Below are 18,371 nucleotides of genomic sequence, written 5' to 3' on the forward strand. Positions count from 1 at the left end.
TGACCTTCAACCTGTTGACCAACGCCGCCAGCGGCCTGGAGCAACCATGACGCCTCCCTCCTCCCACAACACCCCCGCCGGATCGCCACATGACGGCGCCGGGCGGCCGCCTGATCCGTCACAAGAGCCTTCGCACGAGCCTTCGCATGATCCTTCACCCGAGCCTTCTCGCGGCCCGAACCCCGACCCGTCAACGGACAGGACGCCCGAGCGTGCCCCCGATGTGGTGCGCAGTCGTTTCGATCGTGGCGTGGTCCGGGTGGCCCAGTTCGCCGCCTGGCTGGTGTTCATCGCCATGGCCATCAGCGTCTATGAGGTGATCATGCGCTACGGCTTCGGCGCGCCCACCTCCTGGGTCCACGAGACCGTGGTCATGCTGGTGGCGGTCAGCTTCTGTCTCGGCGGCCCGGCGGCGCTGGCCTCCAACCGCCATATCCGGGTCAAGGTGCTCTACGACGCCGTGGGCCCGAGGTTCCGGCTGTGGCTCGACCGCTTCAATGACCTGGTCACCTTCGGCTTCTGCCTGGGCATGACCTACGCCGCCTGGGTGATGTTCTACGGCGCCTCCCACAACCCCCTCGGCGAGTGGCAACTGGAGCGCTCCGGCACCTCCTGGAACCCGCCGTTCCCGGCCCTGGTCAAGGGCATGATCCTCGCCGCGGTGGCGATCATGTGCGTCCAGGCGCTGATCCACCTGATCCAGTCGATCAAGGGCAAGCCCGCCCCCGACGCACCCGAAGGAGGCGCTGACTGATGAGCATCGCAGACGGAACCCTGCTGCTGGTCGGCGCCATCTTCGCGCTGCTGGTCACCGGCCTGCCGCTGGCCTTTATTACCGGCCTGGTGGCGCTGGCCTTTACCTTCGGCTGGTTCGGCTCCAACGCCCTGCCGCTGGTGACCAGCCGGGTCTACGGCTTCGTCACCGAGTACTCGCTGGTGGCGGTGCCGATGTTCGTGCTGATGGCCTCGCTGCTCGACCGATCGGGCATCGCCAAGGATCTGTTCAACGCCATGCGTGTGTTCGCCGGGCGACTGCCCGGGGGCGTCGCCGTGCAGACCGTGGTGGTGGCGTTCTTCCTGGCCGCGCTGTCCGGCATCATCGGCGGCGAGATCGTGCTGCTCGGCATCCTGGCGCTGCCGCAGATGCTCCGCCTCGGCTACGACAAGCACCTGTCGATCGGCGTGGTCTGCGCCGGCGGGGCGCTCGGTACCATGATGCCGCCGTCCATCGTGCTGATCATCTACGGCCTGATCGCCAGCGTCTCCATCGCCGACCTGTTTACCGCGGCGATCACCCCGGCGGTGATCCTGATGCTGTCCTACATCGGTTATGTGCTGGTGCGCTGCCTGCGCAACCCCGCCATGGGCCCGCCGATGAGCGAGGAGGACCGCAACGCCGGCTTCGCCTCCAGGGGCGCCGCGCTGCGCTCGATCATCGTGCCGGCGCTGATCGCCTTCATGGTGCTGGGCTCGATCTACGGCGGCGTGGCCTCGGTCACCGAGGCGGCGGCCATGGGCGTGTTCGGCGTGCTGCTGGCGGTGCTGGCCCGGGGCGAGTTCTCGTTCTCGATGATGCACCAGAGCCTGTCCCAGACTCTGGTGACCTGCGGCATGATCATCTGGATCGGCATCGGCGCCGCCGCCCTGGTCGGGGTCTACAACCTGATGGGCGGCAACCGCTTCATCTCCGGCATGATCATGGATCTGGACGTCTCGCCCATCGTGATCATTCTGGTGATGATGGAGATCCTGATCGTGCTCGGCATGTTCCTCGACTGGATCGGGGTGGCCATGCTGACCCTGCCGATCTTCGTGCCGATCATCGTGCAGCTGGGCTACAGCCCGATCTGGTTCGGCATCCTGTTCGCGGTAAACATGCAGGTGTCCTTCCTGTCGCCGCCGTTCGGGCCCGCGGCCTTCTACCTGAAGGGCGTGGCGCCACCGGAGATCAGCCTCAAGGACATCTTCGTCTCGGTGCTGCCCTTTATCGCCCTGCAGCTATGTGTACTCGCGGCGCTGCTGGTGTGGCCCGAGATGGCCATGTGGCTGGTGCAATGAAGCGGATCGGCCCCTCTCCGAGACCAGGCGCCAGGCTAGACGCCAGCAAAGCCACCTTTCCATAACGTCAACCCATACCTTTGTATGTTGACCATACACCACCCCAGAGGCGTAAGATGCCTCTGGGGCCAACCGTGAACCGGGACAAGGCGCCCACGTCACGCAAGGATATCGCCATGCATCATGACACCCCCGAGACCCTTCGCATCATCCAGTGCCGCCACCAGGGCAGCGTCAGGGCCGCCCTGGTCGAAGGACCGGACCGTGTGCGACTGACCGACGCCGACACCTATACCCTGGCACGCCGTGCGCTGGCCGAGGGCAAGGGCCTGGCGACCACGCTCAAGGAAAGCCTCGGTGACGAGACCCTCGACTACGCCGATCTGGTCGCGAGCGGTCAGCTACTGCCGCCGCTGACCCATCCGGATCCCGCGCACTGCCTGGTCACCGGCACCGGCCTGACCCATCTGGGCAGCGCCGATACCCGCAGCGCCATGCACGCCGACTCGTCCGAAACCGACGACGCCCAGCTGACCGATTCCATGCGCATGTTCAGGCTCGGCGTCGAGGGCGGCAAGCCCGCCGAAGGCCAGGTGGGCGCCCAGCCCGAGTGGTTCTACAAGGGGGATGGCGACTGCGTGGTGGCCCCCGAGGCGCCGCTGCCCTGGCCATCCTTTGCCGAGGATGCAGGCGAAGAGCCCGAACTCGCCGGGCTCTACCTCATCGATGATCAGGGCCTCCCCCATCGGCTGGGCTTCGCCATCGGCAACGAATTCTCGGATCACATCACCGAACGCTACAACTACCTGTGGCTGGCCCACTCGAAGCTTCGCGCCTGCAGTTTCGGCCCCGAACTGCTGATCGGTGAACTACCCTCTCATCTGGAGGGTACTTCGCGTATCACCAGAGACGGCGAGACCCTGTGGGAGAAGCCGTTCTTGACCGGCGAGGACAACATGGCGCACAGCATCGCCAACCTGGAGCACCACCACTTCAAGTACCCAGGTTTCCGTCGGCCCGGTGACGTCCACGTCCATTTTTTCGGCACCGCCACCCTGAGCTTCGCCGACGGTGTCAGTGTCAAACCGGGCGAGCGCTACGAGATCGAGCTACCGGCCTTCGGGCGTCCACTGCGCAATCCGCTGGCGCCGCCCACCGAGGACGAAGAACAGACCAGCGTCACGCCGATGTAATCGACCGGAGACAGGCTTCGACTGTCCCGAACAATGACGACACGAGCATTGAACGCAGGTCGAGCCGGCGTTGACACTGGTACCAGACAGCACACCGACAACCCCATCCCCGCAAGCGAAAAGGAGCCAACATGACTCTGGAAGGAAAGCAGCTGATCGGCAGCCAGGCCGTCGAGGCCAAGGGCGAGCCCATCCACGCCGTCAATCCGGCCACCGGTGAGACCCTCGAGCCTGGCTACAAGGCAGGTTCCAAGGCCGAGGTCGAGCGCGCCTGCGAACTGGCCTGGGCGGCCTTCGATAGCTACCGCGAGACCGGCCTCGAGGCCCGTGCGACCTTTCTCGAGACCATCGCCGACGAGATCGAGGCGCTCGGTGACACCCTGATCGAGCGCGCCATGCAGGAGTCCGGCCTGCCCCAGGCACGTCTGCAGGGCGAGCGCGGCCGTACCTGCGGCCAGCTGCGCCTGTTCGCCTCGGTGGTGCGCGCCGGCGAATGGCTCGACGTGCGGCACGATCCGGCCCTGCCGGACCGTGAACCGATGCCGCGGGTCGACCTGCGCCAGCGCCATATCGCGCTGGGTCCGGTGGCGGTGTTCGGCGCTTCCAACTTCCCGCTGGCGTTCTCGGTGGCCGGTGGCGACACCGCCTCCGCCCTGGCCGCCGGCTGTCCGGTCGTGGTCAAGGCCCACTCCGCCCACCCCGGCACCTCCGAGTTGGTCGGCCGCGCGCTGCAGAAGGCGGTGGCCCGCTGTGAACTGCCGGAAGGCGTGTTCTCGCTGCTGTTCGGTTCCGGTCGCGAGGTCGGCCAGGGCCTGGTCAGCGACGCGCGGATCAAGGCGGTGGGCTTCACCGGCTCGCGCAGCGGTGGCACCGCCCTGATGAAGACCGCCCAGGCGCGTCCCGAGCCGATCCCGGTGTACGCCGAGATGAGCTCGATCAATCCGGTGTTCCTGCTGCCCGAGGCGCTCAAGGCCCGTGGCAAGGAGCTGGGTGAGGCCTTCGTCGGCTCGCTGACCATGGGGGCCGGCCAGTTCTGCACCAACCCGGGGCTGGTGATCGCGGTCAAGGGCGAGGCGCTGGACGGCTTCGTCGAGGCCGCCGCCGAAGCGGTCAAGGGTGCCGGCGCACAGACCATGCTGACGCCGGGCATCCACGACGCCTACACCCAGGGAGTCAACACCCTGGGCGGCAGCGACAAGGCCCGTGAAGTGGCGCGCGGCCCCCAGGGCGACGGACCCAACCAGTGCCAGGCCGGCCTGTTCGTGGCCAAGGCCAGCGACTTCCTCAATGATGAGGCGCTGCAGGCCGAGGTGTTCGGTTCGACCTCGCTGGTGGTCGAGTGTGCCGACCTGGACGAGGTCAAGGCACTGGCCGAGGGCCTCGAGGGCCAGCTGACCGCGACCCTGCAGATGGACGACGGCGACATCGACGCGGCCCGTGGCCTGCTGCCGATCCTCGAGCGGCGTGCCGGACGGGTGATGGCCAACGGCTGGCCCACCGGGGTCGAGGTGTGCCACGCCATGGTCCACGGTGGCCCCTATCCGGCCACCTCTGACTCGCGCACCACCTCGGTGGGCAGCGCCGCCATCCACCGCTTCCTGCGCCCGGTGTGCTATCAGAACCTGCCGGACGCCCTGCTGCCGCAGGCGCTCAAGGACGGCAACCCGCTGAACGTCAGCCGCCTGGTGGACGGCAAGCGCGAGGCGTAAACCGCCTGGCACACGTCTTCAACCAAGGGTCTTGAAATGACGTAGTTGAAGACATGGCTGAAAACATCGCTGAAGACATGGCTGAAGACGTAGCTGAAGCCATGGTTGAAGCGAACGGACGGAGGCGCCGATCATCGGCGCCTCCTGTCTCGTCTTCTTTTTCTTGTTCTTGTCATTCTGTCCCGGTCTTTATGGCCCCGTCTTTCTGTCATCGTCCTGCGGCCCGAATCCCCCGATAAAGACACGCAGGGAACGACTGCCTTGGCTCATGATTCAACGACGGCTATTGGCACACTTACCCCCACATCACGTCGCTTATCAAGACACCTATCCAACTACCTATCCAGACATCCTCCCGCCACCGCCTCCTCCTGCCTTTGCGATCACATCCGATAAACCGCCGGTAACATTTCACGCTTATTCGGCGAATATCTTGGCCATTATTGCCGGCATGAAACGCCCAACTTATTGGCCAAGACATCCCAGAAACATCCTTTCACGCCCACGATCATTCCTGCCCACGATATTGCTCAGGGCGCATCCTCTTCTCCGACCAGGCTGGCGACAAACTCGGTCAGCAGTTCAGGCCAGGGCTCGCCCTTGCGCGTGAGCACGCCGTAGTAGCCCAGCGGCTCACCGATGGTCAGCGGCAGTACCGCGAAACGGCCTTGAGAGAAGGTGGTCTTGACCACCGAGCTTGGCAACAGCGACAGGGTATCAGTACTCGCCACCAGCTGAAGCGAGGCCTGGGTGGAGGTGGTCTCGATGACGTTGCGCGGCGAGGCGACGCCGGCCTCGGCCAGGGCCGCCTCGAACAACCCGCGCATGGGGCTCGCCATGGGGTGCAGCACCCAGGGCCAGCGCGCCACCTCGGCCAACTCAGGCGTCCCCTGACACAGCGGATGGTCGGGTCGCGCCACCACCGACACCGGCTCCTCCTTGAGCGGCAGAAAGTCGAACAGATGACGCTGGGACGGCTCGGTGTAGCGGCCGATGACGGCGTCGAGCAGCTTGTATTCGAGATCCACCAGCAGTCGATCGCTGGAGTTCTCGATCAACGAGATGGCGAGCCGCGGCCGGTGCGACTTCAGCTCCGCCATGGCCCTTGGCAACATCACCGGGGCGGCACCGGGTACCGAGCCAAGCGCCAGCCGACCGTGCCCACCTTCGCGCAGTGAAGCCAGTTCCTCGACCAGCCGATCGGTGTCGTTGAGCAGACGCCGTGCATAGCGCAATACCGTCACACCGGCGTCGGTCGGCTCCATCCGCCCGGGCTCACGCAGAAACAGCGGTATTCCGAGAAATCCCTCTATGTCCTTGAGCATCTTGCTGGCCGCCGGCTGGCTGATATTCAGCTGCCTTGCAGCCGCGTGCATGTTACGACTTTCGTCCAAGGCGACCAGCAATACCATATGCCTGATCCGTAGCCACGTCTTGGCGTGAATACCGCTGTCATGGGGCATGTAGCGCATCATCCTGATGATTGAAAAACACATGATAACCTGAGGTTATCAAATGGCCAAAAACTTGGATTGGCCGTTCTTTTAGCGCTCTGTTTAGACTGCCCTCACTGACAATAGAACGACGAGACAGCAGCAACAGAGGAACGGGAGAGCAACCAGAGAGGGAGGCGCTTTCCGCAAGCAGCCAACCGCTGATCGACGCCCATGATGCTTTCCCTGGCCACTCGTCGGACAACCAACAATATTCACCACAAGGCCGCCAGCATGACCACCATCACTCGGGTCGACGCCCGCGATATCCGCTTCCCCACCTCACGCCAGCTCGATGGCTCCGATGCCATGAACGAGGCACCGGACTACTCGGCCACCTACGTCATCCTGCACACCGATCAGGAAGACGAGGGCCACGGTCTGAGTTTCACCATCGGCCGCGGCAATGATCTCTGCGTCGCTGCGGTCAACGCCCTGGCACCCACCCTGGTGGGCCGCAAGCTCGAGGACATCACCGCGAACATGGGCACCTTCTGGCGCGAGCTGACCAGTGGCGATAGCCAGCTGCGCTGGCTGGGTCCGGAAAAGGGCGTGATGCACCTGGCCAGCGCCGCCCTGGTCAATGCTATCTGGGACCTGTGGGCCAAGCGTGAAGGCAAGCCGATCTGGAAGCTGCTGGTCGACATGAGCCCGGAACAGCTGGTGCGCTGCCTGGACTTCCGCTTCGTCACCGACGCCATCACCCCCGAGGAGGCCATCGCCCTGCTGCGTCGCAAGGCCGGCACCAAGGGCGAGCGCGAGGCCGAGATGAAGGCCGAGGGCTACCCCGGCTATACCACCTCCGCAGGCTGGCTTGGCTATTCCGAGGAAAAGATGCGTCGACTGTGCCGCGAAGCCCTGGCCGAGGGCTGGCAGCACTTCAAGCAGAAGGTCGGTGGCGACATCGAGGAAGATCGCCGGCGCGCGGCGATCCTGCGCGAGGAGATCGGCGAACAACGCACCCTGATGATGGACGCCAACCAGATGTGGGATGTGGACGAGACCATCGTCAACATGCGCCGTCTGGCAGAGTTCAATCCTCACTGGATCGAGGAGCCCACCAGCCCCGACGACATCCTCGGTCACGCCGAGATCCGTCGTCGCCTCAGGGGCGGCCTGGAGGGTGGCATCGGCGTCGCCACCGGCGAGCACTGCCACAACCGGGTGATGTTCAAGCAGTTGCTGCAGGCCGGCGCGATCGACTTCTGTCAGCTCGACGCGGCGCGTCTGGGCGGGCTCAACGAGGTCATCATCGTGGTGCTGCTGGCGGCCAAGTACGGCGTGCCGATCTGCCCCCACGGCGGCGGCGTGGGCCTGTGCGAATACACCCAGCACATCTCCCTGTTCGACTACATCGCCGTCTCCGGTTCGCTGGAAGGTCGCCTGCTGGAGTACGTCGACCACCTGCACGAGCACTTTGTCGACCCGGTGCGTATCCGTCAGGGTCGCTACCTGGTGCCCGAGGCGCCGGGCTACAGCATCACCATGAAGCCCGAGTCCCTCGAGATGCATCGCTACCCCGAAGGCGCGGCCTGGCAAGACGCCTGAGCCGCTCCACCGGCCAGCGGCCCCGGGATGAAACGCTTCCCGGGGCCGCTGGCCAGCACGCCAAGCAAGGGCCAGAGCGCTACGCAATGGCCAGCACGCCACGCAAATTGGAGAGAAGCATGACAACAATCACAACGTCCGTCGCCCCCTTCACCCGTCGCCGCCTGGGCGCGGCCATCGCCGCCCTGACCATCGGCAGCCTGACGCTGGGTGGTGTTGCCACCGCCCAGGCCGCCAGCGAGATGCCGCCGATCCCCGAGGTCGACGGACCCGTGGCCGAAGGTGACGGCAACGACTACACCCTCAAGTTCAGCATCGGCACCACCCAGTCCGGCGCCCAGTACCGTGGCCTAGAGTACTTCGAGGACATCGTCGAGGCACGCAGCGACGGCCATATCCAGGTCGAGCTGTTCCACAGCGCACAGCTTGGCGATGACCTCCAGGCGGTCAGCGCGCTCCAGTCCGGCACCCTGGAGATGACCTCGCCGTCCACGTCGCCGCTGGTCAACATGTTCCCGGAGTTCGCGGTCTTCGACCTGCCGTTCCTGTTCCCCACCCCGGAAGTGGCCGACGAGGTGCTCGACGGCGAGATCGGTGATCGCATGCTGGAAACCGCCAGCACCAATGGACTCAAGGCCCTCGGCTGGGCCGAGAACGGCTATCGCCAGCTGACCAACAGCCAGAACGCGGTGGCCTCGCCCGAGGATCTGGATGGCCTCAAGGTCAGGACCATGCAGAACCCGATCCACCTGGATATCTGGAAGACCCTGGGCGCCAACCCGACGCCGATGTCCTTCGCCGAGCTGTTCACCGCCCTCGAGCAGGGCGTGGTCGACGGCCAGGAGAACCCCTGGATCACCATTCAATCGTCCAAGTTCAACGAAGTGCAGGACTACGCCACCGAGTCCAACCACGTCTACACGCCCTTTATCACCCTGGTCTCCGAGCGCTTCTGGAGCCGTCTGCCCGAGGGCTATCAGGATCTGCTGTCCGACGCCGCCAAGCAGATGGGCGACTACCAGCGTGAAGTCAGCCGCACCCTCAACGACCAGATCAAGCAGGAGCTGATGGACGAGGGCATGAACATCACCGAGCTGACCCCGGAACAGGTGGCCACCTTCCAGGAGACCCTGTCGCCGGTCTATGACGAGTGGCGCGAGAAGATCGGCGGAGAGCTGATCGACGATATCCGCGCTGTTTCCCAGTAAGCCCTAGCCCGACCCCGCCACTGTCGGCGGCGGGGTCGTCGTCACCACGGAGGTGACCCATGACCACCCTATCCTCCACTTCCACCCCGGGACTCCTGGGGTGGTTGATTACCACGCTGCGCATCGCCGTCGGATTGCTGGTGCTCGGCGTGGTGTTCTGCGTGACCGCCAACGTCTTCGGTCGCTTCGTGCTCAATACCTCCTACGCCTGGGCCGAGGAGCTGTCCCGGGTGCTGTTCATCTGGCTGGTACTGCTTGGCGCCGGGCTCGGCAGCCTCGAGAAGGAACACGTGGCGGTGACCTACTTCAAGGACCTGGCCCCGGCCGGGCTGCGCCGCGTGCTGGGACTGACCGCCGTGGCGGTGATCTACCTCGTCTGCATCTGCATCCTGCTCGGCTTCAAGGAGCTGATCTCCGGCTATACCAGCGCCACCCCCATGCTCGGCATCCCCAAGACCTGGCTCTATAGCGCCATGCCGGTGATGGCAGGGCTGACCCTGATCGCCAACACCCTGGCCCTGGTGGCCCTGCTCAGGAGGTCCGAACCATGATCCTGTGGAGCATCCTTATCGGACTTGCCATCTGCATCGTCATTGGCATGCCGATCTCGTTTGGCCTCGGCGCCATCAGCCTGTTCATCTTCTTCTATTCCGACTATTCGCTGTCGCCCATCGTCGCCCAGGCGGTGAATGGCCTGGACTCCTTTCCGCTGCTGGCCATTCCGCTGTTCATCCTGGTCGGCGAGGTGATGAGCGAGGGCGGCATCGCCACCCGTCTGGTCCGACTGGCCAGCGCCATGGTCGGCTTCGTCGCCGGCGGTCTGGGTCAGGTGGCGGTGATGACCTCGATGTTCTTCGGCGGCATCAGCGGCTCCGCCGTGGCCGACGCCTCGGCGGTCGGCAGCATGATGATCGAGCCGATGAAGCAGCATCGCTACAGCGCGCCCATGGCCACCGCCATCGTGGTCGCGGCCTCGGTGGTCGGCATCATCATCCCGCCGTCTATCCCGATGATCCTGTTCGGCGTGGTCACCAACACCTCGATCTCCCAGCTGTTCCTGGCCGGCATCGTGCCCGGTATCCTGATCACCCTGGGACTGGCGGCCACCACCTACGTGCAGTCACGCAAGAACGGCAAGGGCCAGGCCTTCTCCTTCCCGGAGCTCGCCAGTGCCCTCAAGGACGCCATCCTGGCGCTGCTGCTGCCGGTGATCATCGTCGGGGGCATCCTCACCGGGGTCTTCACCCCCACCGAGAGCGCCGCCATCGCGCTGGTGTATGCCTTTGCGGTGTCCTTCTTCGTCTATCGCAGCCTGTCGCTCAAGCGCTTCTTCGAGCTGTGCGTGAGCACCGGTCGACTGACAGGGGTGGTCATGCTGCTGCTGGCCTTCGCCAGCGTGCTGGCCTGGCTTCTGACCGCCAACATGATTCCCCAGCAACTGGTAGTGAGCCTGTCGGCCATCACCGAGAACAAGCTTCTGCTGCTGCTGATCCTGTCGGCCTTCCTGCTGGTGGTGGGCTTCTTCATGGACCTGACCCCTGCCATGGTGATCCTGGCACCGCTGATGACGCCGGTGGTAGTGAAGCTTGGCATCGACCCGGTGTACTTCGGCGTGCTGATGTCCTTCATCCTGGGTATCGGCCTGATCACCCCGCCGGTGGGCACCGTGCTCTATGTCGGCTGTGGCGTCGGCAAGGTCGGCATGGAAAGCCTGGTCAAGAGCCTGCTGCCCTTCTACTTCACCCTGGTGGCACTGCTGGTCGTGTTCCTGCTGTTCCCTGGAGTGGTGCTGTGGTTCCGATAACCCCGAACTTGAACAACCTGGGCGGCCCCTGGCCGCCCGCCAAGCGGAGAAGCCCCCGATGAGCGCCAACGACGACCTGCTGACCTTTCTGCGAGAGACCCTGGGCAGCACCGGCGTGCTGACAGACGACCTCGAGCGCTATCGGGTCGACTGGGCCGGCGCCCGCGGCGGTCTGCCGTTGGCGGTGGCTCGCCCGGCGACCTCTGAGCAGGTGGCGCAGGTACTCGGCTACTGCCATCGCCACGATATTCCGGTGGTCCCCCAGGGCGGCGGCAGCGGTCTGGTCGAAGGTGCCCTGCCGGACAGCCAGACACCGGAGCTGGTCATCAGCCTGGAGCGGCTTAATAAAATTCGCTCCATCGATCCGATCAACTTCACCGTGAGCGTCGACGCCGGCTGCGTACTGCAGACCATCAAGGACGCCGCCGAGGCCGAGGATTGCACCTTTCCGCTGGCCCTCGGCGCCCAGGGCAGCTGCCAGATCGGCGGCAATATCGCCACCAACGCCGGCGGCCTTAACGTGCTGCGCTACGGCATGATGCGCCAGCTGGTACTGGGTATCGAGGTAGCACTGCCGGACGGCCGTCTGCTCGACGACATGAAGGCACTGCACAAGAACAACACCGGCTACGACCTGAAGCAGCTGTTCATCGGCGCCGAGGGTACCCTGGGCATCGTCACCGGCGCGGTACTCAAGCTCTACCCCCGCCCCCAGGTGACACGCACGGCGCTGATCGGCTGCCCCGACGTGGCCTCGGTGCTGAAACTCTACGCCCAGGCAAGACGCAGCTGCTGCGACCTGCTGACCGCCTTCGAGCTGATTCCGCGGGCCTGCATGGAGCTTGCCCTGGAGGCCGATCCCTCACTGCCGGACCCGCTGGATGCACCCCACCCGGTGTACGTGCTGATGGAAGTCGCCGCCAGCGGGCCTGCCGATCTCGACAGCATGATCGAGGCGCTATTCGAGCGAGGACTCGAGGACGGCCTGCTGGAGGATGGTGTGCTGGCCACAAGCGACACCCAAGCGGCCCAGCTATGGCAGCTGCGCGAGGCCATGCTGGAAGGCCAGCAGCGCCGCGGCGAGCACCTGCGTACCGATGTCTCGCTGCCGATCTCGCAGCTTACCGCCTTCCATGACCAGGCGGAGGCGGCGATCGCCGAGGCCTCGCCGGACTCTCAGGTCATCGCCTACGGCCACGTCGGCGATGGCAACCTGCACTTCAATATCCTGCCGCCGGCGCATCTGGACGACGATGACAAGCGCAGTCTGCTGCATGAGCTGGAAGAGCAGCTGTTTGCCATTGTCGCCGAGTTCGACGGCAGCATCAGCGCCGAGCACGGCATCGGTCGCGTCAAGCAGCCCTACTTCCTCGAAAGCCTGTCGGCGCCGGAGCATGACATCATGCGTGGCCTGAAGCGCCTGCTGGACCCCCGCGGCCTGATGAGCCCCGGACGCATCCTGCCGAGAATGCAGCGCTGAGCCATCGACTTCCCCTTTTCAACAGATAGAGGCCCTAACATGAGTCCCCGCCTTACCGCCCGCGACATCCTGCCCGACGACGCCGACCGTGCCCTGCTGGTCGGCCGAGTGTGGCGCGACGACCAGCGAGGCCCCGTCCTGGTAACCGTTCGCGACGGCCAGCTTATCGACCTGTCGGCCACCATCAATGTCATGGCCGACCTGCTCGAACGCGACGACGCCGCCGAGCTGATCGCCAACGCCGAGGGCGAGTCCCTGGGTAGCCTGGACAGCCTGCTGGAAAATTCCTGCCAGACACCCCAGCGCGCCCCTCACCTGCTCGCCCCCTGCGACGTCCAGGCGATCAAGGCCTGTGGAGTGACCTTCGCGGTCAGCCTGCTGGAACGCGTCATCGAGGAGCAGGCCGGTGGCGACGCCACCCGCGCCGGCGAGCTGCGCGAGGAACTCAAGCGCGTGATCGGCGGTGACCTGTCGAAGATCCGTCCCGGCTCCGACGAGGCCATGGCGCTCAAGGCCGAGCTTCAGTCCCGTGGCGCCTGGTCCCAGTACATGGAGGTCGGCATCGGCCCCGACGCCGAGGTCTTCACCAAGTCGCAGCCGCTGTCCGCGGTGGGCCAGGGCGCGGCGGTGGGGCTGCACCCGTCATCGCGCTGGAACAACCCCGAGCCCGAGATCGTGCTGGCGGTGGATGCAAAGGGCAACGCCCGCGGCGCGACGCTGGGCAATGACGTCAATCTGCGCGATGTCGAAGGACGCAGCGCCCTGCTGCTGGGCAAGGCCAAGGATAACAACGCCTCCTGTGCCATCGGGCCCTTCATTCGCCTGTTCGATGACCACTTCTCGATCGACGACGTGCGCTCGGCGATGGTCAGCCTGCGCATCGAGGGCAACGACGACGACTTCCTGCTGGAAGACCAGAGCGACATGCGCGAGATCAGCCGCGACCCGCTGGATCTGGTCGGCCAGACCATCGGCGCCCATCACCAGTACCCCGATGGCTTCATGCTGTTTCTCGGCACCATGTTCTCGCCGATTCAGGACCGCGACGGGCCCGGTCAGGGCTTTACCCATCACCTGGGTGATGTGGTCACCATCTCGACGCCTCGCCTGGGCGCACTGGTCAATCGCGTCGAACGCTCCGACCAGCTGCCCCCCTGGACCTACGGTATCCGCGCCTGGCTCGCCCACCAGCGCGGCTGACACCACGCAAGACCCGCACGAACCGACATCTCCCTTCTGCCTCGCCCTCGGCGAGGCTTTTTTTGTTTCTGGCCGCCAACTGTGCCATTACGCGCTGCTACTCAAGCATTTGCGCATGCGGTATGCGAGTTCCCGCGCCGGACATGGCGAGTGACATGGCTCTGACTTATACCTTCAAGACCCCTCCCGCCGATGTCAGTCAGTGAATCGAGATATGACGGTTGTTCTTGCTCAAGGCGTGTTGCATAGCGAGCGCAAGGTCAGGAACAACGCAAGGCCAGTAACAAGCCAGCAACGTCATCGCTGCACTCGCGCGAGCGAGGGGACCAACGAACATCGACCATCATCAGACAAGGGCCTCAAGGCCCGGATAAAGGACAGGGAGCAAGCCAAAGGCCACCCAAGAAGCCTGCGCCGCCCTTGCCGTGACTCGTCGCCGTCAGCGCAGCACCCGTGGATGGATGCGTCCAGGTGCGCCTCGGTGACCAAGGAGGACAGACCATGCTCAGGATTTCCCGTCTCACCGCCATCGCCACCGCCATGGGCGCCAGCCTGATCGCCTTCGACGCGGTCGCCGAGACCTACTTCGAGATCACCGACGGGGAGCTCACGCGACCCACCGGCTTCCGCGAATGGGTGTTCGTCGGTACCCCGCTCACGCCCAATGACATGAACAACGGCAAGGCGCCGTTCCCCGAGTTCCACGCCGTCTACATCGATCCGGAAAGCTGGGATCACTGGAAGGAGACCGGTGAATTCCGCGATGGCGCCATCATGATCAAGGAGCTGATCAGCGTCGGCAGCAAGCAGGCGGCCAGCGGCAACGGCTACTTCATGGGCGAGTACATCGGCCTCGAGGCAACCATCAAGAGCAGCGAGCACTTCCCGGACGAGCCCGGCAACTGGGCCTACTACAGCTTCTCGACGCCGGACCACTCGAGCCTCAAGGAGACTGCGGCGCCCTTCCCCACCGCAGCCTGCAACGCCTGCCACGCGGCGGCGGCAGCCGATGACTTCGTCTTTACCCAGTACTACCCGGTACTGACCGCCGGCAAGGGCGCCGGCGACGACGCCGGTGGCGGCACCCAGTCCCAGCTTGGCAACGACGGCTGATCGCCTGTCCGCCCCCGTTCCGACAGTCCAGGGCCTGAACCATCGGCCAGGGAGTCAGAGTCAGGAACGGGGACCATCTGGAATATGGTGCCTAAAGGTGCCAATGAAAGGTGCCAATGAAAGGTGCTATGTAGAAACGTGCGGTACGTTCACATGCGCACCGCAGCCGGCCGTATAGACATATAAACACCCGATACCCAGTAGCACGAAGGCCGGCAAGACAAGCACCTGGCACCACCGAGCATGAAGCGATGGCGGTGACCCTGCGTCACCCTATGGCCTTGCAGGGTACGTCTACCGGCGAGCCACTGGATTCGCCCCGGAGTCCAGAAGTGGCATAGGGGCTGCCCCGAGAGAAGGATGTCTCTCGGCAGCGATATCCGCCATCCTTCTTGCGTTCCCTGCCCTCCTGGCGGCCCTCCCCGGCCGCCTTTTTTTATGTTCTCGGCGCCCTCTTCCCGCGGACCAGCGATCTCCGTCCCCGCTCTTTGCTATCAGCCATATTCCGCTACCCCGGCTCTCTTGATCCTTTGCGACCAAAGTCGGCCCTTGGCGCCAATTGCAATCCAGCCAACCTGCGCCATACTACGGATAACGTCATGCTAGCAGCCTGTCATACCACCTAGCGAAAACCGCGACACGAGCAAGCTTCCGTTAGAGGGAGAGCACCAGGCCTTCGTCACTACGACACCTGATGTTTCGCCGCCATGACAACAACCTCGTCGCCCCTGCCAACAGGAGACATCATGCGTCTGTCAGGAAAGACCGCCTTGATCACCGCCGCCGGCCAGGGCATCGGTCGCGCCACCGTCGAGCGCTTTATCGACGAGGGCGCGGAGGTCCACGCCACCGACCTCGATCCGGCCAAGCTCGAGGATCTGGCAGATCGCCGGGGTGTCCGCTGCCACACCCTGGATGTGACCGACCCTGCGGCGATCGCCGAGCTGGTGGCGAAGATTCCGACACCGACCATCCTGTTCAACTGTGCCGGTTACGTGCATAGCGGCAGCCTGCTGGAGTGCTCCATCGAGGACTTCGAGCGCTCCATGGCGATCAACGTCACCGCCATGTACCACACCATCTCGACCTTTCTTCCCGGTATGCTGGAGGCCGGTGGTGGCAGCATCATCAACATGGCGTCGGTCGCCAGCAGCCTTAAAGGTGTTGCCGGACGCTTTGCCTACGGCACCAGCAAGGCCGCCGTCATCGGTCTGACGCGCTCGGTGGCGGCGGACTACGTGACTCAGGGCATCCGCTGCAACGCCATCTGCCCGGGTACCGTGGAGTCGCCCTCCCTGGCGCAGCGTATTCGCACCCAGGCCGAGGCTCAGGGACAGGACGAAGCCCAGGTGCGCCAGGCCTTCCTCGACCGCCAGCCAATGGGACGCCTGGGCAGGCCCGAGGAGATCGCCGCACTGGCCGTCTATCTGGCCTCGGATGAATCGGCGTATACCACAGGCACCAGCCAGATCATCGATGGCGGCTGGCTGGCGTGACGACACTGATCGACGCAAAGCGATGACATCGGCGCGATATAACACCATCAACTCAGCAAAAACATCCATCCAATCAACGACAAAGGACACCCCATGAAACTGCTGCGATTCGGCGCCCCCGGCCAGGAAGCTCCCGGTATTCTCGACGCCAACGGACGTGTCCGTGACCTGTCCGGCGTCATCGACGACGTTGCCGGAGAGACCCTCGGACGTGACAGCCTGGCGCGCATCGCCGGCCTCGATCTGGAAAGCCTGCCCGAGGTTCCCGCCGACACCCGTATCGGCCCCTGCGTCGGTCAGGTCGGCAAGTTCATCTGCATCGGCCTCAACTACGCCGACCACGCCGCCGAGAGTGGCGCCGAGGTGCCACCGGAACCGGTGATCTTCAACAAGTGGACCAGCGCCATCTGCGGCCCTGACGACGACGTCATCATTCCCCGCGATTCCTCCAAGACCGACTGGGAGGTCGAACTCGGCGTGGTGATCGGCAAGGGCGGTCGCTATATCGACGAAGCCGACGCCCTCGACCACGTGGCGGGCTACTGCGTGATCAACGACGTATCCGAGCGGGAATTCCAGCTCGAGCGAAGCGGTACCTGGGACAAGGGCAAGGGTTGCGACACCTTCGGTCCCCTCGGCCCCTGGCTGGTGACCCCGGACGAGGTGGAAGATCCCCAGGCGCTTAACCTGTGGCTCGAGGTCGACGGCAAGCGCTACCAGGACGGCAATACCCGCACCATGGTCTATCAGGTGGCCTACCTGATCAGCTACCTGAGCCGTTTCATGAGCCTGCAGCCAGGCGACGTCATCTCCACCGGCACGCCGCCTGGTGTCGGCCTGGGCCAGAATCCGCCGGTGTTCCTGCGTCCGGGTCAGACCATGCGCCTGGGCATCGAGGGCCTCGGGGTGCAGACCCAGAAGGTCGTGGCGGATTCGAACGCATGAGCCAGTCCGACCAGCCCATGACCGTGGCGGTGTGCGTCGAACCAGGGCAGATGGCCCTGGAACAGCGCCCCCGCCCCGAGCTTGCCGGCGGCGAGGCCCTGGTGCGCATTTCGCGCATCGGGGTCTGCGGCACCGATATCCACGCCTTCGGCGGCAACCAACCCTACTTCGAATACCCCCGGGTGCTGGGGCACGAACTGGCCGGTACGGTGGAGGCCCTTGCCGACGACGTGGACGAGGCGACCCGTGCCCGCCTCGAGCACCAGCCGGTGTACGTGATCCCCTACCTGCACTGTGGCGAGTGTCGCGCCTGCCGGCGCGGCAAGACCAACTGCTGTCAGGCGATGCAGGTGATCGGCGTCCATCGCGACGGCGGCATGGCCGAGTGGCTGAAGGTTCCGGTCGATCATCTGGTGGCCTGCCCGGCACTGGAACCAGACGAGCTGGCACTGATCGAGTGCCAGGCCATCGGTGCCCACGCGGTGCGCCGGGCCGCGGTGGAAGCGGATGAACTGGTGGCGGTGGTCGGCGCCGGACCCATCGGCATCGGCGTCGCCCAGGTCGCCCGGGCCCGCGGTGCACGAGTGCTGCTGCTCGATACCAGCGCCGAACGCCTGACCTTCTGCCGCGAAGCGCTCGGCTTCGAGCAGACCCTGGTAGTGGGTGAGGACGATCCGCAGGCGCGCCTGGCCAGTCTCAACGACGGCGCCCTGGCCGACGTGGTGTTCGACGCCACCGGCAATCCGAGCGCCATGGAGGCCGGCTTCGGCCTGGCCGGACACGGCGGCCGCTACGTGCTGGTCAGCATCGTCAAGTCAGACATTCGCTTTGACGACCCGAGCTTTCACGGCCGAGAACTGACCCTGCTCGCCAGCCGCAACGCCACCCGCGAAGACTTCGACTGCGTCACCGAACTGCTGGAAGAAGGCCGTATCCAGGTGCGCCCGATGATCACCCATCGTGCCAAGCTCGAGGCCCTGCCGGAGTCCATGCCGGTGTGGTGCGGCGGTGAGGCCGGCGTGATCAAGGCGATGATTCACCTCGATCGATAAGTCGGCACCAGGACCGGCAAGCCCCCTTCGACGGGCACCGAACACTCTTTCACCAGGCGGCGTACGGCAACC

15 protein-coding genes are annotated in these 18,371 nt (G+C 65.1%); 14 read left to right on the forward strand and 1 reads right to left on the reverse strand.

From position 1 onward, the window contains the following. Positions 1 to 46 precede the first annotated feature (46 nt). The 4 genes from NKF27_RS11005 (at position 47) to NKF27_RS11020 (ending at position 4,960) form a co-directional block, all read left to right on the forward strand. Positions 47 to 754, forward strand: a complete 708-nt coding sequence (locus NKF27_RS11005; RefSeq protein ID WP_253551602.1) for a TRAP transporter small permease subunit — start codon at positions 47 to 49, stop codon at positions 752 to 754. Next, positions 754 to 2,058, forward strand: coding sequence for a TRAP transporter large permease subunit (locus NKF27_RS11010; protein WP_253551604.1), 1,305 nt, complete (start codon positions 754 to 756; stop codon positions 2,056 to 2,058). The genes NKF27_RS11005 and NKF27_RS11010 overlap by 1 nt, the downstream gene beginning before the upstream one ends. A gap of 176 nt (positions 2,059 to 2,234) precedes the next feature. Continuing rightward, entirely contained in the window at positions 2,235 to 3,251 is a 1,017-nt protein-coding gene (gene araD1 / locus NKF27_RS11015; RefSeq protein ID WP_253551606.1) for an AraD1 family protein, read from the forward strand. A 131-nt stretch (positions 3,252 to 3,382) separates the two neighbouring features. Continuing rightward, positions 3,383 to 4,960, forward strand: a complete 1,578-nt coding sequence (locus NKF27_RS11020; RefSeq protein ID WP_108133191.1) for an aldehyde dehydrogenase (NADP(+)) — start codon at positions 3,383 to 3,385, stop codon at positions 4,958 to 4,960. Between the two features lie 530 nt (positions 4,961 to 5,490). On the opposite strand, the gene NKF27_RS11025 is transcribed toward NKF27_RS11020, so the two are convergent. Further along, positions 5,491 to 6,423 (reverse strand): LysR family transcriptional regulator, encoded by a 933-nt coding sequence (locus NKF27_RS11025; protein WP_253551608.1) that lies wholly within the window; start codon positions 6,421 to 6,423, stop codon positions 5,491 to 5,493. Positions 6,424 to 6,687: 264 nt separating this feature from the next. Here NKF27_RS11025 and NKF27_RS11030 point away from each other — a divergent pair, with 264 nt between their 5' ends. The 10 genes from NKF27_RS11030 to NKF27_RS11075 all read left to right on the forward strand — a co-directional run bounded on the left by NKF27_RS11030 (position 6,688) and on the right by NKF27_RS11075 (position 18,299). Further along, positions 6,688 to 8,001, forward strand: coding sequence for an L-fuconate dehydratase (locus NKF27_RS11030; protein WP_045995055.1), 1,314 nt, complete (start codon positions 6,688 to 6,690; stop codon positions 7,999 to 8,001). Positions 8,002 to 8,120: 119 nt separating this feature from the next. After that, the gene (locus NKF27_RS11035) at positions 8,121 to 9,209 is read left to right on the forward strand and encodes a TRAP transporter substrate-binding protein (protein ID WP_108133190.1); all 1,089 of its coding nucleotides are present in this window, start codon (positions 8,121 to 8,123) and stop codon (positions 9,207 to 9,209) included. Positions 9,210 to 9,268: 59 nt separating this feature from the next. Further along, a complete protein-coding gene (locus tag NKF27_RS11040; RefSeq protein ID WP_045995049.1) occupies positions 9,269 to 9,760 on the forward strand; it encodes a TRAP transporter small permease in 492 nt (163 codons plus the stop codon). Then, positions 9,757 to 11,013, forward strand: a complete 1,257-nt coding sequence (locus NKF27_RS11045) for a TRAP transporter large permease (RefSeq protein ID WP_124804836.1) — start codon at positions 9,757 to 9,759, stop codon at positions 11,011 to 11,013. Before NKF27_RS11040 ends, NKF27_RS11045 begins: the two co-directional genes overlap by 4 nt. Positions 11,014 to 11,071: 58 nt before the next feature. Beyond that, positions 11,072 to 12,493: an FAD-binding oxidoreductase gene (locus tag NKF27_RS11050; RefSeq protein ID WP_045995048.1), complete on the forward strand. Its 1,422-nt coding sequence runs from the start codon at positions 11,072 to 11,074 to the stop codon at positions 12,491 to 12,493. Positions 12,494 to 12,532: 39 nt separating this feature from the next. After that, a complete protein-coding gene (locus NKF27_RS11055) occupies positions 12,533 to 13,693 on the forward strand; it encodes a fumarylacetoacetate hydrolase family protein (protein ID WP_253551610.1) in 1,161 nt (386 codons plus the stop codon). A gap of 501 nt (positions 13,694 to 14,194) precedes the next feature. Next, a complete protein-coding gene (locus tag NKF27_RS11060; RefSeq protein ID WP_253551612.1) occupies positions 14,195 to 14,806 on the forward strand; it encodes a cytochrome P460 family protein in 612 nt (203 codons plus the stop codon). A 746-nt stretch (positions 14,807 to 15,552) separates the two neighbouring features. Continuing rightward, positions 15,553 to 16,302 (forward strand): SDR family oxidoreductase, encoded by a 750-nt coding sequence (locus NKF27_RS11065; RefSeq protein ID WP_253551614.1) that lies wholly within the window; start codon positions 15,553 to 15,555, stop codon positions 16,300 to 16,302. A gap of 93 nt (positions 16,303 to 16,395) precedes the next feature. Beyond that, entirely contained in the window at positions 16,396 to 17,247 is an 852-nt protein-coding gene (locus tag NKF27_RS11070) for a fumarylacetoacetate hydrolase family protein (protein ID WP_253551616.1), read from the forward strand. Then, positions 17,244 to 18,299 (forward strand): zinc-binding alcohol dehydrogenase family protein, encoded by a 1,056-nt coding sequence (locus tag NKF27_RS11075; protein WP_253551618.1) that lies wholly within the window; start codon positions 17,244 to 17,246, stop codon positions 18,297 to 18,299. The genes NKF27_RS11070 and NKF27_RS11075 overlap by 4 nt, the downstream gene beginning before the upstream one ends. Positions 18,300 to 18,371 lie beyond the last annotated feature (72 nt).

This window comes from Halomonas sp. DN3 (assembly GCF_024137905.1).
Lineage (GTDB): Bacteria > Pseudomonadota > Gammaproteobacteria > Pseudomonadales > Halomonadaceae > Halomonas > Halomonas litopenaei.

Coding starts and splice junctions, on each gene's coding strand:
- NKF27_RS11005 (WP_253551602.1), top strand. CDS start 47: ATGACGCCTCCCTCCTCCCACAACACCCCCGCCGGATCGCCACATGAC.
- NKF27_RS11010 (WP_253551604.1), top strand. CDS start 754: ATGAGCATCGCAGACGGAACCCTGCTGCTGGTCGGCGCCATCTTCGCG.
- araD1 (WP_253551606.1), top strand. CDS start 2,235: ATGCATCATGACACCCCCGAGACCCTTCGCATCATCCAGTGCCGCCAC.
- NKF27_RS11020 (WP_108133191.1), top strand. CDS start 3,383: ATGACTCTGGAAGGAAAGCAGCTGATCGGCAGCCAGGCCGTCGAGGCC.
- NKF27_RS11025 (WP_253551608.1), bottom strand. CDS start 6,423: ATGCCCCATGACAGCGGTATTCACGCCAAGACGTGGCTACGGATCAGG.
- NKF27_RS11030 (WP_045995055.1), top strand. CDS start 6,688: ATGACCACCATCACTCGGGTCGACGCCCGCGATATCCGCTTCCCCACC.
- NKF27_RS11035 (WP_108133190.1), top strand. CDS start 8,121: ATGACAACAATCACAACGTCCGTCGCCCCCTTCACCCGTCGCCGCCTG.
- NKF27_RS11040 (WP_045995049.1), top strand. CDS start 9,269: ATGACCACCCTATCCTCCACTTCCACCCCGGGACTCCTGGGGTGGTTG.
- NKF27_RS11045 (WP_124804836.1), top strand. CDS start 9,757: ATGATCCTGTGGAGCATCCTTATCGGACTTGCCATCTGCATCGTCATT.
- NKF27_RS11050 (WP_045995048.1), top strand. CDS start 11,072: ATGAGCGCCAACGACGACCTGCTGACCTTTCTGCGAGAGACCCTGGGC.
- NKF27_RS11055 (WP_253551610.1), top strand. CDS start 12,533: ATGAGTCCCCGCCTTACCGCCCGCGACATCCTGCCCGACGACGCCGAC.
- NKF27_RS11060 (WP_253551612.1), top strand. CDS start 14,195: ATGCTCAGGATTTCCCGTCTCACCGCCATCGCCACCGCCATGGGCGCC.
- NKF27_RS11065 (WP_253551614.1), top strand. CDS start 15,553: ATGCGTCTGTCAGGAAAGACCGCCTTGATCACCGCCGCCGGCCAGGGC.
- NKF27_RS11070 (WP_253551616.1), top strand. CDS start 16,396: ATGAAACTGCTGCGATTCGGCGCCCCCGGCCAGGAAGCTCCCGGTATT.
- NKF27_RS11075 (WP_253551618.1), top strand. CDS start 17,244: ATGAGCCAGTCCGACCAGCCCATGACCGTGGCGGTGTGCGTCGAACCA.